At 63.8% G+C, this 26,354-nt stretch carries 26 protein-coding genes and 1 riboswitch; of the genes, 6 read left to right on the top strand and 20 right to left on the bottom strand.

Annotation, left to right across the window (positions count from 1 at the left end; genetic code table 11):
* Nucleotides 1–8: 8 nt before the first annotated feature.
* The 5 genes from QM596_RS23765 to thiO all read right to left on the bottom strand — a co-directional run bounded on the left by QM596_RS23765 (nucleotide 9) and on the right by thiO (nucleotide 3,934).
* Nucleotides 9–779: an ABC transporter permease gene (locus tag QM596_RS23765; protein WP_047268852.1), complete on the bottom strand. Its 771-nt coding sequence runs from the start codon at nucleotides 777–779 to the stop codon at nucleotides 9–11.
* A complete protein-coding gene (locus tag QM596_RS23770; protein WP_283310043.1) occupies nucleotides 779–1,768 on the bottom strand; it encodes an ABC transporter ATP-binding protein in 990 nt (329 codons plus the stop codon). Before QM596_RS23770 ends, QM596_RS23765 begins: the two co-directional genes overlap by 1 nt.
* A gap of 129 nt (nucleotides 1,769–1,897) precedes the next feature.
* Nucleotides 1,898–2,650, bottom strand: a complete 753-nt coding sequence (locus QM596_RS23775) for a thiazole synthase (protein WP_283310045.1) — start codon at nucleotides 2,648–2,650, stop codon at nucleotides 1,898–1,900.
* Nucleotides 2,643–2,858 (bottom strand): sulfur carrier protein ThiS, encoded by a 216-nt coding sequence (thiS, locus tag QM596_RS23780; protein WP_003944402.1) that lies wholly within the window; start codon nucleotides 2,856–2,858, stop codon nucleotides 2,643–2,645. Before thiS ends, QM596_RS23775 begins: the two co-directional genes overlap by 8 nt.
* Nucleotides 2,855–3,934, bottom strand: a complete 1,080-nt coding sequence (gene thiO / locus QM596_RS23785) for a glycine oxidase ThiO (RefSeq protein WP_283310046.1) — start codon at nucleotides 3,932–3,934, stop codon at nucleotides 2,855–2,857. The genes thiS and thiO overlap by 4 nt, the downstream gene beginning before the upstream one ends.
* Nucleotides 3,934–4,080, bottom strand: a riboswitch (TPP riboswitch). It overlaps the preceding gene by 1 nt.
* 26 nt (nucleotides 4,081–4,106) lie before the next feature.
* Between thiO and thiE the strand changes: the two genes are divergently transcribed.
* Nucleotides 4,107–4,802 carry a thiamine phosphate synthase gene (thiE, locus tag QM596_RS23790; RefSeq protein WP_019749516.1) on the top strand — a complete coding sequence of 232 codons (696 nt, stop codon included), beginning with the start codon at nucleotides 4,107–4,109 and terminating at the stop codon, nucleotides 4,800–4,802.
* Between the two features lie 248 nt (nucleotides 4,803–5,050).
* The gene (locus QM596_RS23795; RefSeq protein ID WP_003944354.1) at nucleotides 5,051–5,182 is read left to right on the top strand and encodes a hypothetical protein; all 132 of its coding nucleotides are present in this window, start codon (nucleotides 5,051–5,053) and stop codon (nucleotides 5,180–5,182) included.
* Between the two features lie 78 nt (nucleotides 5,183–5,260).
* Here the strand turns inward: QM596_RS23795 and QM596_RS23800 are convergent, their stop codons facing one another.
* Nucleotides 5,261–5,905, bottom strand: a complete 645-nt coding sequence (locus QM596_RS23800) for an NUDIX hydrolase (RefSeq protein ID WP_019749515.1) — start codon at nucleotides 5,903–5,905, stop codon at nucleotides 5,261–5,263.
* A 158-nt stretch (nucleotides 5,906–6,063) separates the two neighbouring features.
* Here QM596_RS23800 and QM596_RS23805 point away from each other — a divergent pair, with 158 nt between their 5' ends.
* From QM596_RS23805 to QM596_RS23815, 3 genes are read left to right on the top strand one after another with little or no spacing between them, the layout of a single operon-like run.
* Nucleotides 6,064–7,425: a GlnX family signal transduction membrane protein gene (locus tag QM596_RS23805; protein ID WP_029254777.1), complete on the top strand. Its 1,362-nt coding sequence runs from the start codon at nucleotides 6,064–6,066 to the stop codon at nucleotides 7,423–7,425.
* A 14-nt stretch (nucleotides 7,426–7,439) separates the two neighbouring features.
* Entirely contained in the window at nucleotides 7,440–8,426 is a 987-nt protein-coding gene (locus QM596_RS23810; protein WP_020968847.1) for a glutamate ABC transporter substrate-binding protein, read from the top strand.
* Nucleotides 8,427–8,433: 7 nt separating this feature from the next.
* A complete protein-coding gene (locus QM596_RS23815) occupies nucleotides 8,434–10,791 on the top strand; it encodes a serine/threonine-protein kinase (protein WP_283310049.1) in 2,358 nt (785 codons plus the stop codon).
* Nucleotides 10,792–10,824: 33 nt separating this feature from the next.
* Here QM596_RS23815 and QM596_RS23820 read toward each other — a convergent pair whose 3' ends face one another.
* From QM596_RS23820 to QM596_RS23845, 6 genes are all read right to left on the bottom strand, one after another.
* Complete coding sequence (locus QM596_RS23820; RefSeq protein WP_047269457.1) at nucleotides 10,825–12,024, bottom strand: acetate kinase; 1,200 nt, start codon at nucleotides 12,022–12,024, stop codon at nucleotides 10,825–10,827.
* Nucleotides 12,021–14,105 carry a phosphate acetyltransferase gene (gene pta, locus QM596_RS23825; RefSeq protein ID WP_042452123.1) on the bottom strand — a complete coding sequence of 695 codons (2,085 nt, stop codon included), beginning with the start codon at nucleotides 14,103–14,105 and terminating at the stop codon, nucleotides 12,021–12,023. The genes QM596_RS23820 and pta overlap by 4 nt, the downstream gene beginning before the upstream one ends.
* A 146-nt stretch (nucleotides 14,106–14,251) precedes the next feature.
* Nucleotides 14,252–15,265, bottom strand: coding sequence for a glucose-6-phosphate dehydrogenase (coenzyme-F420) (fgd, locus tag QM596_RS23830; protein WP_003944371.1), 1,014 nt, complete (start codon nucleotides 15,263–15,265; stop codon nucleotides 14,252–14,254).
* A gap of 95 nt (nucleotides 15,266–15,360) precedes the next feature.
* Nucleotides 15,361–15,708 (bottom strand): YidH family protein, encoded by a 348-nt coding sequence (locus QM596_RS23835; RefSeq protein ID WP_003944317.1) that lies wholly within the window; start codon nucleotides 15,706–15,708, stop codon nucleotides 15,361–15,363.
* Complete coding sequence (locus QM596_RS23840) at nucleotides 15,705–16,178, bottom strand: RDD family protein (protein ID WP_003944375.1); 474 nt, start codon at nucleotides 16,176–16,178, stop codon at nucleotides 15,705–15,707. The genes QM596_RS23835 and QM596_RS23840 overlap by 4 nt, the downstream gene beginning before the upstream one ends.
* On the bottom strand, nucleotides 16,178–16,912 hold the full coding sequence (locus tag QM596_RS23845; protein WP_283310051.1) for a hypothetical protein: 735 nt from the start codon (nucleotides 16,910–16,912) through the stop codon (nucleotides 16,178–16,180). The genes QM596_RS23840 and QM596_RS23845 overlap by 1 nt, the downstream gene beginning before the upstream one ends.
* A 115-nt stretch (nucleotides 16,913–17,027) precedes the next feature.
* On the opposite strand from QM596_RS23845, the gene QM596_RS23850 reads away from it, so the two are divergent.
* Nucleotides 17,028–17,969 carry an alpha/beta hydrolase gene (locus QM596_RS23850; RefSeq protein WP_054827563.1) on the top strand — a complete coding sequence of 314 codons (942 nt, stop codon included), beginning with the start codon at nucleotides 17,028–17,030 and terminating at the stop codon, nucleotides 17,967–17,969.
* Nucleotides 17,970–17,999: 30 nt separating this feature from the next.
* Here QM596_RS23850 and QM596_RS23855 read toward each other — a convergent pair whose 3' ends face one another.
* Genes QM596_RS23855 through QM596_RS23890 form a run of 8 tightly spaced genes read right to left on the bottom strand, consistent with a single transcriptional unit; the run spans nucleotide 18,000 to nucleotide 26,354 of the window.
* Nucleotides 18,000–18,365 (bottom strand): nucleoside deaminase, encoded by a 366-nt coding sequence (locus QM596_RS23855; protein WP_256933184.1) that lies wholly within the window; start codon nucleotides 18,363–18,365, stop codon nucleotides 18,000–18,002.
* Nucleotides 18,366–18,393: 28 nt separating this feature from the next.
* A complete protein-coding gene (locus tag QM596_RS23860) occupies nucleotides 18,394–19,536 on the bottom strand; it encodes an LLM class flavin-dependent oxidoreductase (RefSeq protein WP_193595518.1) in 1,143 nt (380 codons plus the stop codon).
* The gene (locus tag QM596_RS23865; RefSeq protein ID WP_283310053.1) at nucleotides 19,533–20,357 is read right to left on the bottom strand and encodes a DUF1684 domain-containing protein; all 825 of its coding nucleotides are present in this window, start codon (nucleotides 20,355–20,357) and stop codon (nucleotides 19,533–19,535) included. The genes QM596_RS23860 and QM596_RS23865 overlap by 4 nt, the downstream gene beginning before the upstream one ends.
* The gene (locus QM596_RS23870) at nucleotides 20,354–21,724 is read right to left on the bottom strand and encodes an NtaA/DmoA family FMN-dependent monooxygenase (protein ID WP_054186921.1); all 1,371 of its coding nucleotides are present in this window, start codon (nucleotides 21,722–21,724) and stop codon (nucleotides 20,354–20,356) included. Before QM596_RS23870 ends, QM596_RS23865 begins: the two co-directional genes overlap by 4 nt.
* A gap of 24 nt (nucleotides 21,725–21,748) precedes the next feature.
* A complete protein-coding gene (locus QM596_RS23875) occupies nucleotides 21,749–22,867 on the bottom strand; it encodes an LLM class flavin-dependent oxidoreductase (RefSeq protein ID WP_283310056.1) in 1,119 nt (372 codons plus the stop codon).
* The gene (locus tag QM596_RS23880) at nucleotides 22,854–24,476 is read right to left on the bottom strand and encodes a dipeptide ABC transporter ATP-binding protein (protein ID WP_029254771.1); all 1,623 of its coding nucleotides are present in this window, start codon (nucleotides 24,474–24,476) and stop codon (nucleotides 22,854–22,856) included. Before QM596_RS23880 ends, QM596_RS23875 begins: the two co-directional genes overlap by 14 nt.
* Nucleotides 24,473–25,363, bottom strand: coding sequence for an ABC transporter permease (locus QM596_RS23885; RefSeq protein ID WP_007726838.1), 891 nt, complete (start codon nucleotides 25,361–25,363; stop codon nucleotides 24,473–24,475). Before QM596_RS23885 ends, QM596_RS23880 begins: the two co-directional genes overlap by 4 nt.
* On the bottom strand, nucleotides 25,356–26,354 hold the full coding sequence (locus tag QM596_RS23890; RefSeq protein ID WP_003944382.1) for an ABC transporter permease: 999 nt from the start codon (nucleotides 26,352–26,354) through the stop codon (nucleotides 25,356–25,358). Before QM596_RS23890 ends, QM596_RS23885 begins: the two co-directional genes overlap by 8 nt.

Consider the following 26,354-nt stretch of genomic DNA (forward strand, 5'->3'; position numbering starts at 1 on the left):
CGACAAGATCAGGCGTCGCGACGATTCACGATGACGATACTTGCTCCGAAAATCACCAGAACGAAGGCCGCGAAGTAGATCAGGCTGCCCCAGGGTCCCCAGTGGAAGTCGACGCCACCGCTGCTCGCACTGAGGAAGTGGTTTGCATTCGCGAACGGCAGGAACGGGGTGATCTTCTCGCCGAAGCTGCCGAACAGTCCGAACAGGCTCTCGATGAGCAGCGGCCAGAGCAGGAGCAACGCAATTGCGCCGGCCGACTGGCGAATGATCGATCCGACGCCGACAGCGAGAATCACGCACAGGAAGGCGTAGATCGGGATGCCGTAGATCGCGCGCCAGTCACTGCCGCTCGACAGGGTCAATCCGGCACTCGCCTCGGTACCGGCGATGGCCTTGGCCATGGCGTACGCGCCGAAGGCGAGAACAAATGTCAGTACAGCACCGAAAGCACCGATGAGGCCGGCTTTGGCGATCAGAACCGAGGCACGGTTCGGAACGGCCTGGAAGGTGGTGCGGATGGTCCCGAAGCGGTACTCACTGGTGACCGCGAGGGCCGCCATGATCATGAGAACCATGATTCCGAAACCCGAGATGCCGGCCGTGGCAACGGCGGTGTCGAGGTCCGGTGCTCCCTGGACGTCGGAGGACGTCAGAGCCGACTTGGCAACCGCGCCCATGATGGCCGCGAAGCCGAGCGCGAGCACGACGATGATGACCGAGCACCACAGCGGCGACTTGGTCGTGGTGATCTTGATACGTTCAGCACTGAGAACAGCCATTACAGTGCACCTCCCATAGCCTGCTGCGTGTTTGCCTGCTGTGTATTTGCGTGGTGTGCACCGACACCCGGATCGATACCGGATGCGTGGTACTGGACATCGTCCCCGGTCAACTTCATGAACGCATCCTCGAGCGACCCCTGCTGAGAAGCCAACTCGTACAACACGATCCCCTGCGAACCAGCCAAACCACCGATCACATCGGTGGTCGAATCCACGACCACCAAAGCCGGGGCAACACCGGAACCGTCCTCACGCACCGTCAACCCCTGCGAGAGCAACACACTGCGCAACGCATCGAGCTGAGGACTACGCACCCGCACCGTCGACTCCGACGAACGATCCACGAACTCCGCAACCGTCGAATCCGAAATCAACCGACCCCGACCGATCACCACCAACTGCTCCGCCGTGAGCGCCATCTCCGACAGAAGGTGACTCGACACCAACACCGTGCGGCCCTCGGCCGCCAACCGCTGCATGAACTTACGAATCCAGACGATGCCCTCCGGATCGAGACCGTTGACCGGCTCGTCGAACAACAACACCTTCGGATCCCCCAACAACGCACCCGCCAACCCCAGACGCTGCGACATTCCCAACGAGAACCCGCCGGCCTTCTTACCCGCCACCTCGGACAACCCGACCAACCCGAGCACCTCGTCGACCCGGGACTTCGGGATCCCGTTCGAAGCAGCCATCCACTGCAGATGCGCCCGCGCACTGCGATTGGGGTGCACCCACTTCGCATCCAACAACGCACCCACCGTCCGCAACGGCGTCTTGAGCTCCCGGTACGGCTTGCCGTCGATCAACGCCGCACCCGACGTCGGCTGATCCAAACCCAGGATCATCCGCATCGTTGTCGACTTACCGGCACCGTTCGGGCCCAGAAAGCCCGTCACGATGCCCGGCTTGACCGTGAACGACAAATCGTCCACCGCTTTCGTCGGTCCGTAAACCTTGGTCAATCCCCTCAGTTCAATCATGAGGAGAACTCTGCCCTACCGGCAATGACCAGCACATCGGCCACAGGTCTAGTTCCGAGTGGTACTCAGGTAGGACATGAGTCCGGGCAATTCGGGCAGAACCCCGAGAAATCACCCGGATCTCGTCCCTCAGGACGACGCTTGAGCCCAGAATCGCTTGGGGATCCGGCCGGCGTGCCGCGCCTCGAAACCAGCCACGACAGCGTGACGCATCGCCGACGCCATCAGCGCGGGATTCTTGGCCCGCGTCACCGCTGTCGCAAGCAGGACGGCGTCGCAGCCCAACTCCATGGCAAGGGTGGCGTCGCTGGCCGTTCCGATCCCGGCGTCGAGGATGACGGGCACGCCGGCGCGCTCGACGATCATCTCGATGTTGTGCGGATTCGCGATACCAAGCCCGGTGCCGATGGGTGAACCGAGCGGCATGACCGCAGCGCAACCAACCTCTTCGAGGCGAAGCGCCAGCACCGGATCGTCCGTCGTGTACGGCAGAACGGTGAATCCGTCGTCCACCAATTGTTCTGCGGCGGAGACGAGTTCGATTGCGTCGGGCAGCAGTGTCCGCTCGTCGGCGATGACTTCGAGTTTAACCCAGTTCGTCTCGAGCGCTTCGCGTGCCAACTGCGCCGTCAGCACTGCTTCGGCGGCGCCCCGACACCCGGCGGTGTTCGGCAACGGTTCGATTCCGAGGCGACGAAGCAGGTCCAGAACGCCGGTGCCGCCGGCCGCGTCGACTCGCCGCATCGCGACGGTGGTCAGTTCGGTGCCGGAGGCGACGAGCGCTTCCTCGAGCACCGCAAGGTTGGCGGCGCCGCCTGTTCCGGTGATGAGCCGGGAACCGAAGCTGCGGCCAACGATAGTGAGAAGGTCCTGTTCAGCCACCCTGCACCGCCGTGAGGATCTCGATTTCCCAACCACGTCCGACGGATTCGTCCCAACGCCCGCGAGGAAAGAGCGCACCGTCGACGGCGACGGCGATACCCTTGCTCGGCAACTCGAGGTGCGTCAGTAGCTCGGTCACCGTGACTGCTCGATCGAACTCGAGATCTTCGCCGTTGACGGTGATCCCGATCGGGACCTGCTCACTCATGAATTTTCCTTAACTACTGCGAACCGCTCGGGTTCGGTTCCTTTTACCTCGACCAAAGATGTGCCGTTCAGCAACGCGACCGTCGCATCGGCGGTGACAGGCGTCAGCAGGACACCGTTGCGTCCGTGTCCGGTGGAGACGACAACACGATCGGACACGCGCCCGATCAACGGCAGGTTGTCCGGCGTCATGGGACGCAGGCCTGCCGCGCATTCGTACAGTTCGTATTCGCCGATCGCCGGCATCAGTGCCTCGGCGTCGTTGATCAGGTCCCGTACTCCGGCCATCGTGACCTGTGTGTCCTCACCGGACTCGTATTGTGTTGCGCCGACGACGATTCCGTCACCGCGCGGGACGAGGTAGGCGGGCCGCCCGTGGACGCTTCCGCGGATGGTGCGGCTGGGCGCCGGGGTGACTCCAGGCCTACTCCGCAGGCGAAGGATTTCGCCCTTGACCGGGCGTACCGGTAACCCGGGCCACAGCTTGGGTGACGCGATACCGGCGGTGAGCACGATCTGATCGGTATCGAGTTCGGCGAGGTCGTTGACGGCACGCGCGATCAATTCGACGCCGGATTCCGCACAGGCCTTCTGCAACGCGTCCAGCAGAAGTCTGTTGTCGACGGCGGACTCACCGACAGCCATCAGTCCCGACCGGATGCCCCGGCCGAGCATCGGTTCGAGTTCGCGGATGCGGGCGCGACCGAGAACTTCGAGTTCATGGCCCTGCGCGGTCACCCACTCGGCGATGGTCTGCAGGTCCTGCGCGTCGGCCGCATCGAGTGCAACCGTCAGCGAACTGTCCGCGGTGAAGACTGATGGCCCGAACTTTCCGAGCTCCTCACCGAACGTCGGCCACCGTTCCAGGGACGCTGCACCAACCGTCAACGCTGTCTCTTCACCCGGCCAGCCTTCGGAAAGCGGGGCGAGCATTCCGCCTGCCACCCACGAAGCACCTGATCCAATGGACGGGTCGTACAACCGAACGGACCACCCGTCGCGGGCTGCTCGCCACGCAATGGCGAGGCCGATGACACCGCCGCCGACAACCGACACCGTACGAGCGTGTGTACTCACGAAACTCCACCTCCACTTCCTGCGCCGGCATGATCCGGGTCAGGTCTGACGGTCGGGATCTGGTCGCGATCCCCTCTCAGCCCCACGAACCTCGCAGTCACGACAAAAAGTGACAACGACGTTTCAGGACTCCCGTGTCGAACCTTGCTCCCTAGAGGCTACCGTTTGCTCCGTGCACCCCACACATCCCAGTAACGTCATCGACCGGCGCGAGCGCCTGGCAGCAGCACGGCTGTACCTGTGCACCGACGCGCGCCGCGAGAAAGGCGACCTCGCGCAGTTCGCCGAGGCAGCATTGTCCGGCGGAGTCGACATCATCCAATTGCGTGACAAGGGCTCTGCCGGTGAGCGCGAGTTCGGCCCGCTCGAGGCCAAGGACGAACTGGTAGCACTGGGCATTCTCGCGGCCGCAGCGCGACGCCACGGCGCATTGTTGGCTGTGAACGATCGCGCGGATCTCGCGATGGCTTCCGGTGCCGACATCCTCCACCTCGGGCAGAACGACATTCCCGTCCCCTACGCACGAACGGTTGTCGGTGAAGACGTCGTCATCGGGCGTTCGACGAGTAGTCGCGCGCAGGCGAGTCTGGCCGCAATCGAAGAGGGCGTCGACTACTTCTGCACCGGGCCGGTCTGGGCGACACCGACCAAACCGAATCGAAGTGCGTCCGGTCTGGAACTGGTTCGATCGACCGCCGACGCCGCACCGCCGCGCCCCTGGTTCGCAATCGGCGGCATCGACGAGGAACGCCTGCCGGAGCTGCTCGATGCCGGTGCCACGCGCATCGTCGTCGTGCGTGCAATCACGCAGGCGTCGGATCCGCAGGCGGCTGCGCAGCGCCTCGCCGCGGCCGTCGCTGGACGCTGAAAACCGGTAACTGGCGACCGTCAACTGTTTGCCGGGCGATTTCCACACAGTTACGGGTCAGCACGCCTGACTCGAAACATGAACGGAAGTTGTCCGATCAGACAACAAACCCCCAGTTCCTAGGTGCGATTGGATGTCCGAAAAGTCGGATTACGTGATCTTGATCACAGTTGTTTCGATTGCGTGTCACATCCCATTCGGTTTGTTGTAGTTTACCTCCAGTTACTAACTGAACCTAGGAGCACTAAATGGGATCCCTCGACACCGGCTCGCTCAGCACCGAATCGCTCGAAGACCTGAACCTCGGCAAGATCAGCGAGCTGCTCAAGCTCGGTATCACCGCGGTCAGCTTCATCACGGCGCTGAACTCGCTCAGCTGAGCCTCGTTTCGGTCGACGACCGAAACACAGAAGGGCCGGACTCCTGAGGAGTCCGGCCCTTCTGCTGTATATGCCCTGTTAAGACTGCGTACTCGACGCCTCGGACAGGTTCTGGTCACTGCCTGACTGCTCACTGCCTTGGTGGGAACTGCCTTGGTGGGAACTGCCTTGGTGCGAGCTGCCCGACAACCATCCGAAGCCACCGTCTTCGAGTACGACGGTGTGTGGGTCGCCGGCCTGTAGGTCTTCGGTCTCGGCTGGTACAGGCGCAGTCCGGAGCTCGGGCCACGAGGAACCGAATCCCGGATGCAATGGCAGCGAATCGACGTCGGCTTCACGCACCCACCGCAACTCGGTGCTCTCACCGTTGGCAACCGTCGACAGTGGATGTGCCGCATCAGCCACGACGGTGGTGTAGGTCCACCCGCTCTCCGCGTGCATCGTCACTACCTCACCGCGGACGCGAACGGCGTCTTCGGCGATTCCGGCTTCTTCGTGTGCCTCCCGGACAGCGGCGTGCGTCGTGCTTTCGTGTGAGTCCCGTGCTCCACCGGGCAATGCCCAGGTACCACCTTGATGGCTCCACGCCGCACGATGCTGCAGCAAGACCAGGGGCGATCCGTCCGAATCGGGGGCGCGAAGAAGCAGTCCAGCGGCTCCGTGTTTACCCCAATGCCGAGTACCGTCCGGTCCGATCGACCAACCGTCACCGTCACCACGCATCGACTACCTCGCTCCGCCTGCTCTCGCCGTTGTCCCACACTAACCGTTTCAAACTGCTCCAGGTGTAGGTGATGCTTATATGCTCGCGAAGATGCCCTGAATCATTTCTCGGCGGCATCATTTCTCGGTAGCCCGCCTACAGCGAAGTGAGGTGCTCGATGGTCGACCGTGTCGTCCCGTCCATCGAACCCCGGTCGCTGCCGCCCTCCGAGGGCACTTCGGTATCGGCGGAGGACGAGCGAGCACTTCTGCGGCGCGAACTCCAGGCATTCATGTCCTCGACGCCTGGCCGGTTGACCGTCGTCGGAGTGATCTTGATTGCGATCACCTTGATCGCCGGACTCCTCGCCACCGCAGCGATCGAGAACCGACAGGCGAACCTCGACCTCCTCCTCGTCGAAACCGAACCTCTCGCCAACTCGGCCCAGAACCTCTACAGCGCGTTGTCTTTGGCAGACGCCGCCGCGGCCACCGCCTTCATCTCCGGCGGCCTCGAACCCGCCGAAGTACGCGACCGATACACGCAGTCGATCGGTGAGGCGTCGGCGGAGATCGTCCAGGCGTCGGCCGGTCTCGACTCGACTGATCTTGCCGGGCACAGCGCGTTGACCACCATCTCGACCGACCTCTCCGTCTACACCGGGCTGGTCGAAACTGCACGGGCGAACAATCGCGTCGGAAACCCGGTCGGGGCAGCATATTTGAGCGAGGCCTCGCAGTTGATGCAGACCTCGCTGCTGCCGATGGCTCAGCAACTGCACGCCTCGCAGGAGACCCTGGTCTCGCAGGTACAGCGCGATTTCGAGACTCCACCGTGGTGGCCGATCGTGGCATTCGTCCTCGTGCTGTGCGCGCTGGTGGCAACACAGGTGTACTTCTCCCGCAAGAGTCGCCGACGCTTCAATCTCGGGTTGATCCTTGCCTCGCTCGCCGTCGCGGCTGCGCTGCTGTGGCTGCTCACCGTCGGACTGGTGTCCGCACTTGCCACCGGACGCGCACTCGACGCGGGCGCCGAGCCACTGCACGAACTGACCGAGGCCCGGATCATGGCACAGCAGGCACGTACCGTCGAAACCCTCACGTTGGCGAGACGGGATTCAACTGCCGAGGACAACGTGACGTTCACTCGCAAGGTCGACGCCCTGCGCGACATCCTCGAGGGCCTACGCAGCGACGAACGCGCCCGAGTGAACAACGAGGTGCTGACCGCCGCACTGGATTCGCGCGAGCAATGGGTGGCTGCGCACACGCGCATGTACGACCGTCTCGGGACCGGCGACTTCACTTCCGCTGCCGCCATCACCATCGGCTCCGGAGAACAGGATTCGGCCGCGGAATACGGAAAGCTCGATCACGAACTCTGGCAAGGAATCGTGGATTCGCGCACAAATCTTCGGTCCGACGTCTCGTACGCCTCACGTGTGTTGGCTGCCTCTGCACCGGGCATGACTGTATTGGCAGTTCTCGGAGTTGCCGGAATCTTCATCGGGTTCTGGCCCCGACTGCGGGAGTATCAGTGACGGGAGTACCGGAGATGCGGAGGAAGCTCCCGGCCGTGTGCGTCGCGGTTCTGGCAGCGTCCGTGCTGGCGCTCGCCGGTTGCGGTGCAGATCGAGCCGAAGACCTGAACAACGCGGCCGCCACGTCGTACACGGAACCGCCGCTGCCGGCCGAGGCCACCATCGCGCCCAGTCCGACACCGACGACTACCGCGTCGTGCACCAACCTCACTGCAAGCCTGCGCCCCACACCCGCAGACGCATCTCCGCAGCCACCCACGCCGAGCCTCGACGCCATCCGCGCCCGCGGGCGGCTGATCGTGGGCCTGGACACCGGTTCCAACCTCATGAGCTTTCGCGATCCGGCGACCGGACGCCTCGAAGGCTTCGACGTGGACATCGCCCGCGAGATCGCCCGCGATCTGCTCGGCGACCCGGAGAAGATCGAGTACCGAATCCTGACCTCGGACGATCGGATCGCCGCACTCCAGGAATCCATGGTCGACGTGGTCGTCAAAACCATGACCATCACGTGCGAGCGGCGCGAGAAGGTCGACTTCTCGACGCAGTACTTCTCCGCCGAGCAACGAATTCAGGTCCTGCAGGGTTCACCGGTACGCGGCATCGCCGATCTCGCAGGCAAGCGAGTCTGCGCGGCCCGGGGAACGACGTCGGCCACGCGAATCCAGGAGCTCCAACCCGAAGCCACCGTCGTGACCGTCCCGATGTGGTCCGACTGCCTCGTCGTCCTCCAGCAGGGGCAGGTGGACGCGATCAGCACCGACGACACGATCCTCGCGGGCCTCGCCTCGCAAGACCCGTATCTCATGATGGTCGGTGGTTCACTGGGCGTCGAACCCTACGGAATCGGAGTGAACAAGGACAACCCCGACTTGGTCCGATTCGTCAACGGAACCCTCGAGCGAATCCGGGGTGACGGGACCTGGAACCGTATCTACGACCGTTGGCTCAGCGTCCTCGGTCCGTCACCCGGTCCCCCGCCGGCCGTCTACCGGGATTGAGGCTGACATGACCGAAGAAACCGGCCCCGAGCCCGACGCCACGCAAGCCTCCATACGCCCCGAGCCTGACTCCACGCAGGCAGTTCACCGCGAGCCTGACTCCACGCAGGCATCCCTACGCTCCGAACCCGAAGCCACCGGTGCCTACGAGCGCCTCGAACCGACCTCGGCCCAGATACGAGGAACCACGCCGTCCGCATCCTCCTCCCCGACCGGCCGCTCCACTCGATCCCGCCGCAGCCGGTCGGGACGAAAGCTGCGCCTCGGCGGCGGCCTGGTCGAAGTTCCCCCCGTCCCGCAGATCGACCCCGCATCTGCGGTGATGAGTGACCCGACGGTCCCCGAGCGCAAACGGTTCTGTTGGAAATGCAACGAACCGGTCGGCCGTAAGAGCGCAAGCACCAAGGCAACTCAGCACGGCACCTGCCCCAAGTGCGGTTCCACTTTCGACTTCCGCCCACTCCTCGAAGAGGGCGAATTGGTATCAGGTCAGTACGAGGTTCAAGGGCCCATCGCGCACGGCGGCCTCGGATGGATCTACCTCGCGATCGATCGTAATGTCAGCGACAGGTGGGTAGTTCTCAAGGGACTCCTGCATTTCGGTGATTCCGAAGCGCAAGCCGTTGCGGTAGCCGAGCGTCAGTTCCTCGCCGAGGTCGCCAACCCCAGCATCGTCAAGATCTTCAACTTCGTCGAGCATCCGCGCCCGGACGGGACACCCATGGGGTACATCGTCATGGAGTACGTGGGCGGACGATCATTGCGCGAGGTGCTGGCCGAATTCCCGGACGGCAAGCACATGCCGATCGAGCAGGCAATCGGCTACGTACTGGAAATCCTTCCGGCGCTGAGCTATCTGCATTCCACCGGCCTGGCGTACAACGACCTCAAACCCGAGAACGTGATGGTCACCGAGGACCAACTGAAGCTGATCGACCTCGGCGCCGTGTCCGGGATCGAAGACTACGGATACCTGTACGGCACTGCCGGCTATCAAGCGCCGGAGATCATCGAGACCGGCCCGACCATCGCCTCCGACATCTTCACCGTCGGAAGAACACTCGCGGTTCTCACCCTCGACATGCCCTCGAAGCACGGACGGTACCTCGACGGCCTTCCCGAACCCGAGGACGAGCCACTACTGCGCGACCACGAGTTCTTCCACCGTCTACTGCTACGCGCCACCGACCCGGATCCGAAGAAGCGATTTCAGTCCGCCGAGGAAATCGCGGGACAACTCACCGGCGTTCTGCGAGAAATCCTCGCCGAGCAGACCGGGCAGGAGAATCCCGGACTCTCGCTCGTGTTCAGCAGGCAGCGAACGTCTTTCGGCACCGATGAATTGGTCGGGCAAACCGATGTGTACGTCGACGGTGTCAGCCACGACGCCGCTCTCGATCCGCGCGAAGTTGCGCACGCACTTCCCATTCCGTTGGTCGACCCCACCGATCCCAGCGCGCCGTTGCTGGCAGCGGCGGTGCACAGCGAACCGTCTCAGACTCTCGATGCTCTCAAGCATGCCCGCGAGAACGGAATCGACCGAACGTCAGGCACACCGGCGGCCGCCGTCTCGGGCGAAGTTCGACTGGCCGAGGCCAAAGCTCATCTCGATCTCGGTGATCCGGAAACCGCACTGACAGTTCTGGGCGAACTCCAGCAGAACATCGGGGACCACTGGAAGATCGAGTGGTATCGAGGACTTGCGGCGTTACAACTGGACCGATTCGAGCCCGCTTTCAGTCACTTCGAGGCAGTTCTCACCGCACTGCCCGGCGAGGCTGCCCCCAAGCTGGCGTTGGCAGCGACGGCAGAACTGATTCTCCAGCACTGGGAGAGCGACGACCCGGACCAATGGTGCCGATTCTCCGAGAAGTACTACCGCACCGTCTGGCGGACCGAACGAAACTACGTGAGCGCAGCATTCGGGCTCGCCCGACAACTCGCCGATCACGGCAACAAGAAGGCAGCCATCGCCGCCCTCGACGAAGTACCCACGTCTTCCCGGCACTACAACGTCGCACGGATGTCCAGCGCTCTGACGATGCTGTCCGGCGTTCCGATCGCCGAACTCGACGAATCGACTCTGCGGGAAGCCGCCCGTCGTGTTCGGGCGCTACCCGCTGAAGAGAGCCGAAGCCTGCAGATGCGAACCCTGGTGTTGGGCACGGCACTCGATTGGATTCGCTACGGCAATCGCTCGCACACCGAACTCGAACCCATCCTCGACCTGCCCTTCACCGAGCAAGGTCTGCGCACCGGAGCCGAAGCCTGCCTTCGCGCCCTCGCTCGCGCCACGACCTCCCGCACGCACCGCTACGCCCTCGTGGACCGGGCGAATGCGGTGCGTCCGCGCAGCAATTTCTGACGGACGCCCCGAGGTTTACAGTGCTGCAGAAACCTATAGTGCGGCCACCAAAGCCTTCGCCGCGCGGGCGATCGCCAACTCCTCGTTGGTGGGGACCACCAGCACCTCGACGGCCGACGAGGATGCGGAGATACGACGCTCGTCGCGACTCTTCGCCTCGTTGAGAGCCGGATCGACCTCGATACCGAGACGGGAAAGCCCGGCCAGGCTGTCGCGTCGTACGTCGACGTTGTTCTCCCCGACGCCGCCGGTGAAGGTGATGACGTCGACGCCACCGAGTTGAACGATGAAGGCGCCGATGTACTTACGGAGCATGTGCACGTAAACGTCGTACGCAAGTTGTGCGTCTTGGTCGCCGCCCTCGATCAGTGCGAGCAGGGCACGGAAATCGTTGACTCCCGACAGTCCCTTCAAACCGGAGCGCCGGTTGAGGAGGTCGTCGATCTCGTCGACCTTCATTCCCGAGTTGCGGTTGAGGTGCAAGATGATGCCTGGATCGATGTCGCCGCTGCGGGTGCCCATGACAAGACCCTCGAGCGGGGTGAGGCCCATCGTGGTGTCGATGGCCTTGCCGCCCTTGATTGCCGAGGCCGAAGCGCCGTTTCCGAGGTGCAGGACTATCTGATTCAGCTCGGCCGGATCCTTGCCGAGGAACTCCGCGACCCGTCCAGACACGTATTCGTGTGAGGTCCCGTGGAAGCCGTACCGGCGAATCTGGTTGGCCTTGGCCACATCCCGATCGATCGCATAGGTGGACGCCGCCGCGGGCAGTGTGTGAAAGAAGGCGGTGTCGAACACTGCGACGTGCGGAACGTCTGGCAGTTCTTCGCGCGCCACCTCGATACCGATCACGTTGGCCGGATTGTGCAGCGGCGCAAGGTTCGACAAATCCGCGATGGCTTTCACGACGCCGTCGTCGATGAGAGTCGGCGAATAGAAGATGTCACCACCGTGCACGACTCGGTGACCGACTGCGATGATTCCGGCCTCACTCAGCGGCCGCCCGACCTCGGCGACGATGTCGAGCACCATCTTCAGACCTGCGCGGTGATCGGCGATCGGAAGGCTCCGGTCTTCGACTCCGGTGCGGTGGTTGTAGACGATGTGGCCGTCGGGCTCACCGATGCGCTCGATGAGACCGTGCGCCACCGATTCCGCCGTATCCGGATGCACGAGTTGAAATTTGATGGATGACGAGCCGGAATTGATGACCAGTACGGTGCCGTCGCTCACGCTTGCGCTCCCTGTGCCTGTATTGCCGTGATAGCCACGGTGTTGACGATGTCCTGGACCAACGCTCCACGCGAGAGGTCGTTGACCGGCTTGTTCAGTCCCTGCAGAACCGGCCCGACGGCGATAGCACCGGCGCTACGCTGCACTGCCTTGTACGTGTTGTTGCCGGTGTTCAGGTCCGGGAACACGAACACCGTTGCTTTGCCCGCCACCAGCGAATCCGGCATCTTCTTGTCGGCGACACTCTGCTCGACGGCGGCGTCGTACTGAATGGGCCCTTCCACCAACAGATCCGGTCGACGCTCGCGCACCAAAGCGGTCGCGGTGCGAACCTTGTCGACGTCGGCTCCGCTGCCCGAATCCCCGGTGGAGTACGAGAGCATCGCGATGCGCGGATCGATCCCGAACTGCGACGCCGTCTGTGCGGACGAGATCGCGATGTCCGCCAACTGCTCCGACGTCGGGTCCGGAACCACGGCGCAGTCACCGTAGGAGAGAACGCGGTCGGCCAGGCACATCAGGAAGATGCTCGAGACCGTCGAGACACCGGGGGCGGTCTTGATGATCTCGAACGAGGGTCGAATCGTGTGAGCGGTGGTGTGTGCAGCGCCGGACACCATGCCGTCGGCAATTCCCAAGTGCACCATCATCGTTCCGAAGTACGAGATGTCGGCGATCACCTCGCGGGCCCGCTCGATGGTCATGCCCTTGTGAGCACGCAGCGCGGTGTATTCCTGTGCGAAGCGCTCGGTGTACTCGGACTGCGCGGGTGCGAGTACCTGCGCGCCACTGATGTCGACGCCGAGTTCCGCTGCGCGTCGACGCACACTGGGTTCGTCACCGAGGATCGTCAGGTCGGCAACCTGGCGCTGCAGCAACCGGCCGGCCGCGCGCAGGATCCGGTCGTCGTCACCCTCAGGCAAGACGATGTGCTTGCGATCGCGTCGAGCACGGTCGATCAGCTTGTACTCGAACATCTGTGGGGTCACGACGGACGGGATCGGCAGTGCCAGTCGGTCCATCAGGACGTCGGCGTCGACGCGCTGTTCCATCAAGCTCAACGCGGTGTCCACCTTGCGCTGCGAACCGACTGCCACGCGTCCGCGGGTTTGGGCTGCGGCGCTTGCGGTGTCGAAGGTACCGAGGGTTGTCGTCAGGATCGGAAGACGCTGTTTGAGGCCGGCCATCAACGCTGCGATGGCTGGGTGCGGCGTGATCCCGCCATTCATGATGATGCCCGCGAGCGACGGAAATCCCTCCGCCTCATGCGCATTGAGCAACGCGAGCAGCACGTCCGAGCGGTCACCCGGTGCGATGACGACCATGCCCTCGACCAGACGCTCGAGGATGTGCTCGGCGGTCATGCCGCCCACCATCACCTTCAGCGCTTCGCGGTGCAGCAGTTCCGGGTCACCCGAATACAACTCGCCGCCGGTGGCCTCCATCAACTCGGCCATCGTGGGCGAGACGAGCAACGGAATCTCCGGCAGGCTCCACGTCGGAACACCGATGTCGGACAGCGCTGCGGTGACCTCGTCGAGCTTGTCGGGATCGCAACGATTGGCGACGACCGCGAGCAGATGAGCGTGGTTGGCGGCCAACTCGGCGGCGCATAGATGCGCGAGCTGGGCGACCTCCTCGACACTGCGCCGAGCGCCTCGAACCGCCAGCAGAACCGGCGCGCCGAGGTTCACGGCGATGCGGGCGTTGAAGCTCAGCTCGCTCGGGCTTGCTACGTCGGTGTAGTCACTTCCGATGATGACGACGGCGTCGCACTGCTCGGCCACGGTGTGGTACTTCGCGACGATGTCGGCCAGCGCGGCTTCAGGATCGGCGTGAACCTGCTCGTAGGTGACGCCGAGTGCGTCGGCGTAGGAGAGATCGGCGGTGGTGTGCTCGAGCAGCAGTTCGAGGATGTAGTCGGTTTCCTCGGTAGAGCGGGCGATCGGGCGGAAGACACCGACCCGGGCGACGGTCGCGCACAGCATCTGCAGCACGCCAAGCGCGATGGTGGATTTTCCGGTGTCACCTTCAGGAGAGGCAACGTAGACACTCGACACGGCAGCGGGCGCTTCTGGCATGCCCAACAGCCTAGTGTGGGCCGCCGCCCACCTTGCCACTGATCGTGGTCACGCTCACGCTCGTGCCGACAACCGGCGGCTACGAGAAAGACGAACGGTGCCTGCCACACGTCGAGTGGCAGACACCGTTCAGTTGATCTCGAGGATCAGCCCAGAGCACGCAAGCGAGGCGCGAGGTCACGCTCGAACAGTTCGAGGAACCGGCGCTGATCATGGCCCGGTGCGTGGAACACCAGGTGATTGAGACCGGCATCGACGTAGGCCTTGACCTGCTCGACGGCGTCGTCCGGATCGGAAGCGACGATCCAGCGCTTGGCCACCTGCTCGATGGGCAGAGCGTCGGCAGCGGCTTCCATTTCGATCGGATCCTCGATGCTGTGCTTCTGCTCCGGCGTCAGGGACAGCGGAGCCCAGAAGCGGGTGTTCTCGAGTGCAGCCTCCGGATCGGTGTCGTAGCTGATCTTGATCTCGATCATCTTGTCGATGTCGGCGACGTCGCGCTCGGCCTTGGCTGCGCCCTCGGCAACGGCTGGAAGCAGCTTCTCGGTGTAGAGCTCCATGCCCTTTCCGGAGGTGCAGATGAAGCCGTCACCGGCACGTCCCGCGTACCGGGCGACAACGGGTCCGCCGGCCGCGATGTACACGGGAATGCCGCCCTCGGGAACGTCGTAGATCGACGCGCCCCGAGTGGTGAAGTACTCGCCTTCGAAGTCGACACGATCCCCCAGCCACAGCTCACGCATCAACCGCACGGACTCACGCAGCCGCGCGAAGCGTTCCTTGAACTCGGGCCACTCGCCCTGGAAGCCGGTGGCGATCTCGTTGAGAGCCTCACCGCTGCCGACGCCGAGCATGATGCGTCCCGGGTAGAGACATCCCATCGTCGCGAACGCCTGAGCGATGACTGCCGGGTTGTAGCGGAACGTCGGCGTCATCACGGACGTGCCGATCTGCACGCGCTCGGTGCGCTCACCGACGGCGGTCATCCAGGCGAGCGAGAACGGTGCGTGGCCACCGTTGTGGCGCCACGGCTGGAAATGATCGCTCACCGCAACGGAATCCATGCCGTGCTGCTCTGCCAGAACTGCCAGCTCTACCAGTTCGCGAGGGCCGAATTGCTCAGCCGATGCCTTGTATCCGAGCTTGAGTTCCTGCGCCACCGTGCACTCCCTTGTCGTCTGTTTCGTTTACTTCTCTGACATGCTTCACGTTCTTTGCAGACTATCCAGACACCGCTGGGACTTCTCTGCGTATCTCAGCGAGCGAGGCTGGTGACCACCGTTGCCACGCCGGCTGCGACGGCAACCCCGGCCAGTGCCAGTGCAAACAGCCACAATGCGTGCGGTTCCGGCATCGCCGCTCCGTCCTCGAGCGCCTTCTTCACCTGTAGCCAGCGTCGCATACCTACCAGTGCGGCTGCCGCCGCGAGTGCGATCAGGGTCAGACCGAGAGTCGTGCGAACCCACCCGGTACTCCATTCCGGTACCAATTGGACGACGGCGATGCCTCCGGCCAGCAGGGCGAGTGAGCTACGCATCCAGGCGAGGAAGGTGCGCTCGCTGGCAAGGGTGAAGCGCTCGTCCGGGCGGTTCGGTTCACTCATGCGTGCTCACCTCCGTGCGGTGCCACCAGATCCGGGTCCTGACGCCAGTCGTAGACGACCTCGGTGCGCAGAACGATGTCCTGCAACGAACGTCGTCGTCGATCGACCGCCGACCACAGCAATCCGAAGGCGAAGAGCACGCAGAGCACCGCACGGATGAAGGCCAACGGCCAGCGCACGAGGCGATGCCCGGACGTGATCACCCGCAGCCCCATCACGAGGGACCCGACGGTCCGACCGGTGGTCGCCCAGCAGGCGGTCAGATACGCCACCGAGACACCGAGAAATGCCGTCGTGGACAGGAAGATTCCCGGTTCCGAGAAAGTGAAACTCTGTGGCGAGAAGAGCAGTCGGACGAAGGCGAAGCCCACGTACACGGAACCCATCAGGAGCAGGACGACGCCCAGGTCGATCAGTCCGGCGAGTCCACGGGTGACGATGCCGGCTGGGCCGGAACTCTCCTGGGCCACTAGCGTTCGCCTGCGTTCGTCTTCGGATCGGTCTCTGTCGACGGTTTTTCTGGTGACGGTTTATCTGATGACGGTGCGTTGTCGCGGCCGAAGAGTCGCCCGACGAAGCCGGCGACAGCGTCGTCCGCCTGCATGCCCTGCACTCGAGCTCCGTGCACGGCTTCCGTGGAGAGTGAACCGGTCGATTCACGAATCATCTGGGGCAGGTCGACGCCCTCGATGACCTGGTCGGCGATCTTGACGAGGTCGATGCGGTTGACCTGGCGTTCGAGGTCGACCGTGTCGACTATCCCGTCGAGATCGAGGCGATCGATCACCGCTTTGACGTCGAGGCGGCTTGCGATCTCGTCCACGTCGACCCGGTCGATGATCGGTTCGAGCGAGACCCGTTCGGCAATCTTGTCCACGTCGATGTTCTCGGCGATCTTGTCGATGTCCACGTGGTCGACGACGATCTTGGTGATGTCGACTTCGGACAGAGCAGCGTCGACGACAGCTTTGATCACCGTCCGCAAGGTCGAGTCGGCGAACTCCACGGTCGAGTGCATCGCTTCCGTGCCGCGAGTGGTGACCTGGGTGATCGCGCCGTCGAGTGCGTCACCGACGACAGGGATCCGCTGCACGGAATCAAGTGCGAGACCAGCGGTTCTGCGCGCCGCACCAGCCGTGATCGCGGCCAGCCCGAAGGCCAGCCGAATCACGTCGGATTCGGGGTGGTTCGACTGCGATCCCACGCAATTGTCTCCATCTTCTTATACGACTGTTACCCGGACATTCGTCACTCCTCTTCGCATTGTGCCACTGTTGGAAGGCACAAATACGCTGTCCGGCTTGCGCCTGGGGGGAAATATGAAGACACGTCGTTTCACGGTTCGGCTGACGATGGCGGTGGCCATGGCCGCCGGCTTTCTCGGCCTCAGCGCGCCGACCGCGAGTGCGGATTCCGTGGTCAGTCGCATCGACGTCTACTCCCCCTCGATGGACCGCTGGATCGCCAACGACGTGATTTCGCCGGCCGGAGGAGGCCCGGCCCCGACCTTCTATCTGTTGACCGGTGTCGGCGGCGGCGAGGACGGGATCTCGTGGTTCAACAACACCGGAGTTCGTGACTTCTTCGACGACAAACACGTCAACGTGGTCATGCCGGTCGGCGGCAAGTTCAGCATGTACACCGACTGGAACGCCGACGATCCGGTGCTGGGCCGTAACAAGTGGCAGACGTATCTCACCAAGGAACTACCGGCGGCGGTCAACGCTCGGTACAACACGACCGGTGTCAACGCCCTCGGTGGTGTGTCGATGGCAGGCGGACCGGTTCTGGACCTCGCGATCCAGTCGCCGGGCACCTACCGCGCAGTCGGCTCGTACAGCGGCTGTCCGCGCGCCGGCGACCCGCTCGGCCAGGCAGCGGTGCGCTCGATGGTCGAGATACTCGGCGGCGGCAACGCGGCCAACATGTGGGGGCCGTGGGGTAGCCCGCAGTGGGCGGCGCACGACCCGTTGATCAACGCCGAGAGACTGCGTGGCACAGCGCTGTTCATCTCGACCGGCAACGGCCTCCCCGGCCCGGTGGACGGAATCAACTCGCTGGCGATGGCCGCCGGCGTCGTTCCCGGCGCGGTCCTCGAAGGCATCACCAACATGTGCACCGCTGCCCTGCAGGGGCGATTCGGTCAGCTCGGCATTCCCGCGACGTTCAGCTTCCGACCCGAAGGCACCCACACCTGGGGGCTCTTCGAAGCCGACATGCGCGCGTCGTGGCCGATGATCGCGGGCGCTATCGGGGCGTGAGCCTCACGGCCCTCCTTACAAGCCATGGCGTCAGGTGAGACTGCGCGCCCAGTCCCGCATCCCGGCGGGGCCAGTGCCGGTGGCGTATTCAGCGAACCACACCCGGGTCACACCGAGCGTGATCGCGGCACCCATACACATGAGACATGGTTCGAGATTGACCGCCAATGTCAATTCACCGGACGCTCGAGTAATTCCGAGAGCCTCGTCGGCCTGCAAGAGCGCTTGAAGGTCCGCATGGACTACCCGTCGGCCGAGTGCCCGTTCTTGCGTATACGCCCGCCCGAGCACACGGTCGTCGTCGAACACGACTGCGCCGATCGGCATCTCCCCGAGCTCCATGCCCTCACGCGCTACGTCAAGAGCAACCGCAAGGGCATCTCGAGGTGAAAACATCACTCGACACTAATGGACCAAGGCAAACTCACGCTGCCAGTAGTGCGGGTAGTCCCCATTCCTTGGCAAGCAGCTCGTACGAGCGCAGACGATCCTCGTGCCGATGGGTCACCCCGGTGATCACCAATTCGTCCGCTCCGGTGAGCTTCTGCAAACTGTCGAGCCTGTCGGCGACGGTAGACGGTGAACCGACGAACTGCGTGATCAGCCGATCCTCCACCACTGCTTTGTCGGCGTCGGAAAGTGGGAGCGCTGTGGCCGGATCGGGGTACGGGATGGCGCCGTGTCCGCTGCGAATGCTGTGCGTCCAGTGCGCGAAGGTCGACGCCAACTCTCTCGCCGTCGCATCGTCTTCCGCAGCAACAACATCCGCGGACACGACGACATACGGCTCCGACAGGACGTCCGACGGACGGAATGCTGTGCGGTATGCCTCGACGGCATCGAGCGTACTCGACGGCGCCACATGGTAATTCGCACCGAACGGCAATCCGAGTCGTCCGGCGAGCTCGGCACTGGGGCCCGCGCTGCTTCCGAACACCCACAGTTCGACGTCGGCATTCTCGCCGGGACTGGCGTGCAATTCGATGCCGTCGCGGGTTCTGTAGGTACCGTTCAGGAGCGAGCGTATGTCGTCGACCTGCTGCTCGAAATCGGGCGCCTGCGCGCCCGGAAACGCCAATGCCTCGAACGACGCCTGCAATCTCGGTGACGTGAGAAGACCGGTTGGATCGAAGGGCGCCGGGATCACGACGCCGTCGCGTACGACGTTCTCTCGCTTCGATTCTGCCGGCGCAGGCGTTCCGGCAGCGACCGCGCGAAGTGCCTCCACCCGACGCTGTCCGCTGCGCCCGATGCCGAGATCGATACGACCCGGATACAACGCTTCGACGGTACCGAAGGCCTCGACCACCTGAGCCGCCGTGTTGTTGCCCAGCAGCACGGCGGCCGAGCCGACGCGAATGGTGTTGGTGGCGGCCGCGATCAGCCCGACAAGCACTGCTGGCGACGAAGAGGCAACACCGACGAAGTGGTGTTCGGCGACCCAGTAACGCTTGTATCCCCACGCTTCGGCAGAACGAGCGAGGTCCAGCGAGTTCCGCAAAGCCTGGCGGGCCGTTCCGCCCTCACTGATCGGCGAGAGGTCGAGTACGGACAGCGGCGCGCTCACCTCGGTCCGCTTTCGGAGCGGGTGTCCGGTGTCTTCTCGCCGGCTTCCACCGCGAACGCCAGGCGGTTCTCGGCGGGGGCCACCGGGCACGTCGCGTAATCGGTGAACGCGCAGGGCAGGTTCGACGCCCGATTGAAATCGAGGACTACCGCGCCACCGGGTTCAGGTGCACTCACGTGCAGCGAGCGGGCGGCCGGGTAGGTGGACACACCACTGGTCGCGTCGGTGAACAGGATGTGAAAGCCGTTGTCCTTGCCCGCGAACGCAATCAGCGTATGCGTTGCACCGTCGTGTTCGAAGCTGATGGTTCCTCGGGCGTCGTGATGATGCTCGAGGCGCTCGACGACCGCGCCCGTCGTCACCGTGCGAGCCTCCTCGAAAGCTGTGAAGACACCCTCGATGCGCCACTGCGGGTTCGGCTCGAAGGTCGGGATACCACTGAATTGCGCCAATGCCGGGGCCGACGAATCGTGGATCCGCAGAGCCACCTCGCCGGTGCGGCGGATGACCTCGACCAACCGCGCGCCCTGCTTGACGATCAGTCCCGGCGCCCCCTCGATCGGATTCAGAGTGGCCGCACCGTCCACTGCGACGCCGTCGATCGACAAGTCGTCTGCGGGCGTCGCGGTGACGACAACGGCATTCGCGTCGGCGCGCCATGCACCGGGCAGGTCGGCGAAGGTGGAATCGGTGTCCACCAGCCAATGCAACGCAGTCAGGCTCAGCCAGCCGAGGGGTTCGCCGAAGGTGGCGTCGCGCGAGGCGTGCCAGGCATTCCAATCGCCGGTGAAGGTGCTGGTGGAAGTGTCGGTAACGGTCATGATGCGCGGACTCCTTCAGCCTGCTCGTGCGGGTGGCGCAGCCCGAGATGGCTGCGCAGGGTGGTTCCTGAGTACTCGGTCCGGAAACTGCCGCGGTCCTGAAGTTCCGGTACGACGGTGTCGATGAACTCGTCGAGGCCCGCGGGGGTGATGTGGGGAACGAGGATGAATCCGTCGCTCGCGTCGCCCTGGACGTAGGTGTCGATCTCGGCAGCCACCTCCGCTGCACTACCCACGAACTGTTGGCGGGCAGTCACTTCGATGATGAGTTCACGGATGCTGAGGTTTTCGGCCTCGGCCTTGGCACGCCACTGATCTGCGACCGCTCGCGGATCCTTGACGTGGCGGACGCGTCCGCGGGTGATGTTGACGTCGTCCGACGGATCTTCCTTCGGCAACGGGCCGTCGGCGTCGTACTGGGAAAGATCTCTGCCCCACACCTGTTCGAGAAAAGCGATGGCAGTCTGGGGCCCGACCTGCTGCCGCCGGATGTGATACGCCTTCTCCTGTGCGTCCGCGGCGTTGTCACCGAGGACGAAGGTGGCGGCGGGGAGAATCTTGAGGTCTGCGTGCGTGCGTCCGTACTTGGCCAGGCGTCCCTTCACGTCGGCGTAGAAGGCCTTGCCTGCTTCGAGGGTTCCGTGTCCGGTGAAGATGGCGTCAGCCTTGGCGGCGCCGAACTCGCGTCCTTCGTCGGAGTCACCTGCCTGCAACAGAACTGGGTGCCCTTGTGGACTCCGAGGAACTTCGAAGCGCCCGGTGATGTCGAACTGCCTGCCGGAGTGTTGGAACTGGCCGACCTGTTGGTCGGTGACAAAAATACCGCGCTCACGGTCGACGATCGGACGATCGATGCTCCAACTGTCCCACAGCGTCCGTACTGCGTCGACCAACTCGTTTGCGCGTGCATACCGCTCGGAATGCTCCAGATACCCACCGCGGCGGAAGTTCTCACCGGTGAATGCGTCCGAGGAGGTGACCAGATTCCACGCGGCGCGGCCGTCGGAGAGATGATCGAGCGTCGAGAACTGCTTGGCCAACTCGTACGGCTCGTTGAACGTGGTGTTGATCGTCCCGGCCAGGCCGAGATGCGTTGTCACACCGGCAACCGCGTTGAGAATACTGAACGTATCCGGGCGGCCGACCACGTCGAGGTCGTGAATCTTGCCCTGATGCTCGCGCAGGCGTAAACCCTCTGCGAGGAAGAAGAAGTCGAACAATCCGCGTTCAGCACTGCGTGCAAGATGCTCGAACGAGCTGAACTCGATCTGGCTCTTGGACGCCGGATCGGTCCACACCGTGGTGTTGTTCACGCCGGGGAAGTGAGCGCCCAGATGAACTTGCTTGCGAATCCTGTTCTGTGTCATCGGTGTTCCTGTTCTTTTCTCGCGCTACGCGAACTGATTGACGGGCAACTCGAAACCCAACCGCTCGCGCAGCGTCGGGCCGGTAGTCGGTCGCGGATTGAGATTCGGCACCACGTCCGCCGCGATCTTCTCCACTGCGGCAGCCAAAGCCAAGGGACGCAGGACAACACCGTCGACCCCGGCCAGCCCACCCATCTCGCGAAGGAGGACAGTCAGGCCGGCGCTGTCACCGCGATAGAACAGCGAGTGCGGGGCGTACGGCGCTCCCGCCCATTCCTCGAGTTCCGCCAGAGCGTCGTCGGCGGCTCCGCGATCAGCGCCGAGAAGCACGTCGACGTCGAGGAGAACCCTGACGCTGCGCCCGAGGGCAGCGGCATTCGCGTGGACCAACTTGGCCGTGGCGTTGGCCTCGCCGAGGTCGGTTGCCGAGATCCGAATCAGATCTCCGCGCGCAACAGCGAGCTCGCGTGCCTCCGGCCTGCTCGCGTCGACGGCGATCAGCGGCTGCCCCTGCGGGGAGCGCGGCGTGATGGACGGCCCCTTGACGGAAAAGTTCTTTCCCTCGAAGTCGATGTAGTGCAGCTTGTCTCGATCGATGAATCGTCCGCTCGCAGCGTCCCGTATCTCGGCGTCGTCCTCCCAGCTGTCCCACAGCCGACTGACCACCTCGACAGCCTCGGACGCTTCCTCCCACGCGGACTCGGGGCCCTGCACTGCCTTTCGGCCGAACAACGACGCCTGCTCAGCGGTGTCGGACACCGCGACCTGCCAGCCGGCCCGCCCCGCTGAGGAGTAGTCGATACTCGCGACGGCCTTGGAGATGTGGAATGGCTCGGTGTGCGTGACTGTCGCAGTGGGGATCAGGCCGATACGCGAGGTCACAGCACTCAGCCGCGCCGCAGTTGCAACCGCCTCCAATCTGCCCCGCACTGCGTGCTGACCCTCGGATTGCAGTCCGAACGAGTCAGGGAGGAACGCCAGATCCACCCCACCCCGATCCGCGGCGGTCACCAGGTCCACCCAGTACGAGGGCGTGAACAGATCTTCGGCGCGCGAATCCTCGCGTCGCCAGGAGTACGGATGAGCTCCGGTTCCCTCGAATTCGAGGCCGACCAGGAATGCTCCGGAACTACGCTCGGACATGTTCGGCCTTTCGTGTCGAATGATCCCGCCCGGGGATCGCGTCGAGAAGTGTGCGTGTGTACTCGTTTCGGGGATTGTCGAAAATCTCGGTGGTAGTACCGATTTCGAGCAATCGCCCGGCCTGCATGACGCCGACGACGTCGCTGATCTGGCGAACAACCGCAAGATCGTGGGAGATGAAGAGATAGGTCAGGCCCAGTTCGCGCTGCAACTCGTCGAGTAGCGCCAGAATCTGCGCTTGCACCGAGACGTCGAGAGCGGACACAGGTTCGTCGAGAACGAGCAGGTCCGGCTTCAAAGCGAGCGCACGAGCGATCGCCACCCGTTGACGCTGGCCGCCCGAGAGTTCGGCCGGTTTGCGGCTCAGGAACTGCTCGGGAAGTGCAACCTGATCGAGCAACTCTGCTGCACGACTCTGCTGCTGGCTGCGTCCACCAACCTTGAAGGCCCGCAGCGGCTCCGCAACGATGTCCTGGACGGACAATTTCGGGTCGAGTGATGCATAGGGGTTCTGGTATACGAGCTGGATCTTTCGGCGCAGCTCGCGCAGATCGCTGCCCTTGACCTTCGTGATGTCGTGTCCGTCGAAGGAGATGGTGCCGGCATCCGCCTGCTCCAACCGCACGGCGATGCGCGCCGTGGTCGACTTGCCGGAGCCGGACTCCCCCACCAATGACACCGTCTGACCACGCGGAACAGTCAGCGATACCTCGTTCACCGCGGTGATCGAACTCCCGCGTCCGACGTTGAAACGCTTGGTGATTCCGGTCAACGTCAGCAGCGGGCTCGTATCCTGACGGACCGGCCGATCGACCGGTCCCGAGGACAGGCTCGGAGCCGAGTCGAGCAGCTTCTTCGTGTACTCGTGTCGCGGGTTGTCCAGAATATCTGCGGTGCGGCCGGATTCGACGATCCTGCCGCCCTGCATCACCAGGATCCGGTCCGCGCGGTCTGCGGCCACTCCCAGGTCGTGCGTGATCAGGAGCACGGCGGCACCGGATTCGGCGATTCGCTCGTCCAAGTGGTCGAGGATGCGTCGTTGAACCGTGACGTCCAGAGCACTGGTCGGCTCGTCGGCGATGATGAGGGCGGGGTTCGCGACAAGCGCGATACCGATCAGAACTCGTTGCCGCATACCGCCGGAGAGCTCGTGTGGGTACTGGCGTGCTCGGATTTCCGGCCGGTCGATACCCGCGCGCTCGAGCACCTCGACGGCGTCCAACCGGGCTTTGCGACGGTCTGCGAGGCCGTGGATCCGGAGGACTTCTGCAACCTGGTCGCCGATCCTCGTCACCGGGTTGAGCGAGGTCGTCGGATCCTGCGGCACCAAACCGATACGCGCGCCGCGGATTCGCTGCCACGCACGGTCGGAATACGAGTCGATCTGTTCACCCTCGAACTCGACGGTCCCGCCGGTGACGTGACCACTGCCGGCGAGCAGACCCAATATCGCGTGTGCCGTGGTCGACTTACCGGAACCCGATTCCCCGACCACCGCAACTACTTCGCCCCGACCGACGGTGAAGCTCACGCCGGATACCGCGGGCTCGGCGCCGTAGGCGATCTGTAAGTCGGTGACGGAAAGCAACTGTTCCTCGGTCGTGCTCATCGCCGGTTGTTCCTTTCGATCTCGTGGCCGATACGGTGTGCCGAGATGACCACGGCGACAATCGCGAGACCGGGAAGTGTTGTCATCCACCAGGCATTGGCGAGGAAATTGCGTCCCTCGGATACCAGCGATCCCCATTCCGGGGTAGGCGGAACAGCGCCGAATCCCAAGAAGCTCAGAGCCGACACGGCCAGTACTGCCTGCCCGAACTCGACAGCGGACAGCGCGACCACCGGCGCGTACGAGTTGGGAAGCACGTGCCGACGCAGGACACCGAGCCACTGCACACCTGAACTGAACGCAGCCTCGACGTACTGAGCTCCGCGCACCCGCATCACTTCGGCACGCATCACTCGCGCGAAATTGGCGACCATACTGACGCCGACAGCAATGGCGACGTTGATGGTGCCGAAGCCGAGTGCGGTGACAAGGGCCAACGAGAGCAGCAGTGCCGGAATGGACAGCAGCACGTCGACGATGCGCATCAGCACGGCGTCGACGACGCCACCGACAAAGCCCGCGAGCAATCCGATTATCGATCCCGCCACCAATGCGATTCCGACCGCCACCAAGGTTGCGGTCAGGGACAGCGCGGCGCCGTGCACGAACCGTGTGTACAGGTCACGTCCGAGATTGTCGGTTCCGAACCAGTGAGCCAGGCTCGGGCCCTGCAGTTTGTCCGCCGGGACACCGGACAACGGATCGCCGCTGGCGAAAAATCCGGGTGCGACGGCAAAGCCGATGGCAAGCAACACGATCAACACCGGAATCACCAAGCCGGGCTTTCGGATCCAGCCGATGGCCGTGGACTTTCGGCGCGAAACAACAGGTGCCTTCGCCTCGACGCTCGGATCGAGGAGTAGGGGTTCGATCAATGTGTCAGACATGAGCCGGCTCCAGATCGGTCGAGCTTTCGGTATTCGACTTTTCGGTGTGACTCTTCTTCGTCTGGATGATTCGTGGATCTATCAAGGGGTAGAAGAGGTCGACCGCGAGGTTGACGAGCACGAACACGAGAGAGGCGAACACAACGACTCCCTGCACCACCGGGATGTCCTGCGCCATCACCGACGTCTGTGTCAGACGGCCGACGCCCGCGCGAGAGAACACCGTTTCCACAACCACCGAGCCCGCCAGCAGCGTGCCGACCAGCACACCGGCAATGGTGAATGCCGGAATGCTCGCCAGTCGCAACGCGTGACGGGTCTGCACGCGCCAACGGCTTGCGCCCTTGGCGTACGCAGTCTCCACGTGCGGCGAACGTAGCGTCGACTGCAGGCTGGTCGTGAGCACCTGCGCGATCACCGCGCCGGTCGGGATCGCCAAGGTGATCGCCGGAAGAATCACCGTTGCGAATCCCTTGTCTCCGAATGCCGGGAAGATGTGCAGGCGGAACGAGAAGAGTTGCAGAAGAATCAGGCCCACCCAGAAAGTAGGCACTGCCACACCCAGCGGCGGCAAAGAGAACAACAGGTTCGCGAGCCACCGCTTGCGGGTGTAGGTAGCGAAGAACGCGATCGCCACTCCGAACAACACGGCCAGAACCAAAGCGGTGGTTGCCAGCACCAGAGTGCTGGGCAGCGCCGAGAAGATGGCATCCGTCACCGACTGACCGGTGGAGATCGATGTACCGAAATCGCCGCGAAGAGCATTCGTCAGCGACGTCCAGTACTGCACCCACACCGACTGGTCCAAGCCGTACCGCGCCCGAAGCTGATCGAGCGCAGCCTGATCCACTGCGACACCCTGACCGGACGAGTCGGCAGCCATGCTGACGGGATCACTCGGCAGGAGGAACAGAATCACGAACGAGATGGTGAAGGCGGCCCACAGAACCACTGCGGCCTGACCCAGTCGGGTGAGTACGTATCGAGTCAT

Source organism: Rhodococcus sp. IEGM 1406 (assembly GCF_030056745.1).
Classification (GTDB): Bacteria; Actinomycetota; Actinomycetes; order Mycobacteriales; family Mycobacteriaceae; genus Rhodococcus_F; species Rhodococcus_F erythropolis.

Excerpts from the sequence above, each read along its gene's own strand:
- pta (WP_042452123.1), bottom strand. The coding sequence starts at position 14,105 with ATGCCAGAAGCGCCCGCTGCCGTGTCGAGTGTCTACGTTGCCTCTCCT.
- QM596_RS23870 (WP_054186921.1), bottom strand. The coding sequence starts at position 21,724 with ATGACACAGAACAGGATTCGCAAGCAAGTTCATCTGGGCGCTCACTTC.
- thiS (WP_003944402.1), bottom strand. The coding sequence starts at position 2,858 with ATGAGTGAGCAGGTCCCGATCGGGATCACCGTCAACGGCGAAGATCTC.
- QM596_RS23815 (WP_283310049.1), top strand. The coding sequence starts at position 8,434 with ATGACCGAAGAAACCGGCCCCGAGCCCGACGCCACGCAAGCCTCCATA.
- QM596_RS23865 (WP_283310053.1), bottom strand. The coding sequence starts at position 20,357 with ATGACCGTTACCGACACTTCCACCAGCACCTTCACCGGCGATTGGAAT.
- QM596_RS23850 (WP_054827563.1), top strand. The coding sequence starts at position 17,028 with ATGAAGACACGTCGTTTCACGGTTCGGCTGACGATGGCGGTGGCCATG.
- QM596_RS23855 (WP_256933184.1), bottom strand. The coding sequence starts at position 18,365 with ATGTTTTCACCTCGAGATGCCCTTGCGGTTGCTCTTGACGTAGCGCGT.
- QM596_RS23810 (WP_020968847.1), top strand. The coding sequence starts at position 7,440 with ATGCGGAGGAAGCTCCCGGCCGTGTGCGTCGCGGTTCTGGCAGCGTCC.
- QM596_RS23875 (WP_283310056.1), bottom strand. The coding sequence starts at position 22,867 with ATGTCCGAGCGTAGTTCCGGAGCATTCCTGGTCGGCCTCGAATTCGAG.
- QM596_RS23885 (WP_007726838.1), bottom strand. The coding sequence starts at position 25,363 with ATGTCTGACACATTGATCGAACCCCTACTCCTCGATCCGAGCGTCGAG.
- QM596_RS23880 (WP_029254771.1), bottom strand. The coding sequence starts at position 24,476 with ATGAGCACGACCGAGGAACAGTTGCTTTCCGTCACCGACTTACAGATC.
- QM596_RS23835 (WP_003944317.1), bottom strand. The coding sequence starts at position 15,708 with ATGAGTGAACCGAACCGCCCGGACGAGCGCTTCACCCTTGCCAGCGAG.
- QM596_RS23765 (WP_047268852.1), bottom strand. The coding sequence starts at position 779 with ATGGCTGTTCTCAGTGCTGAACGTATCAAGATCACCACGACCAAGTCG.
- QM596_RS23795 (WP_003944354.1), top strand. The coding sequence starts at position 5,051 with ATGGGATCCCTCGACACCGGCTCGCTCAGCACCGAATCGCTCGAAGAC.
- QM596_RS23800 (WP_019749515.1), bottom strand. The coding sequence starts at position 5,905 with ATGCGTGGTGACGGTGACGGTTGGTCGATCGGACCGGACGGTACTCGG.
- QM596_RS23805 (WP_029254777.1), top strand. The coding sequence starts at position 6,064 with ATGGTCGACCGTGTCGTCCCGTCCATCGAACCCCGGTCGCTGCCGCCC.
- QM596_RS23890 (WP_003944382.1), bottom strand. The coding sequence starts at position 26,354 with ATGACTCGATACGTACTCACCCGACTGGGTCAGGCCGCAGTGGTTCTG.
- QM596_RS23770 (WP_283310043.1), bottom strand. The coding sequence starts at position 1,768 with ATGATTGAACTGAGGGGATTGACCAAGGTTTACGGACCGACGAAAGCG.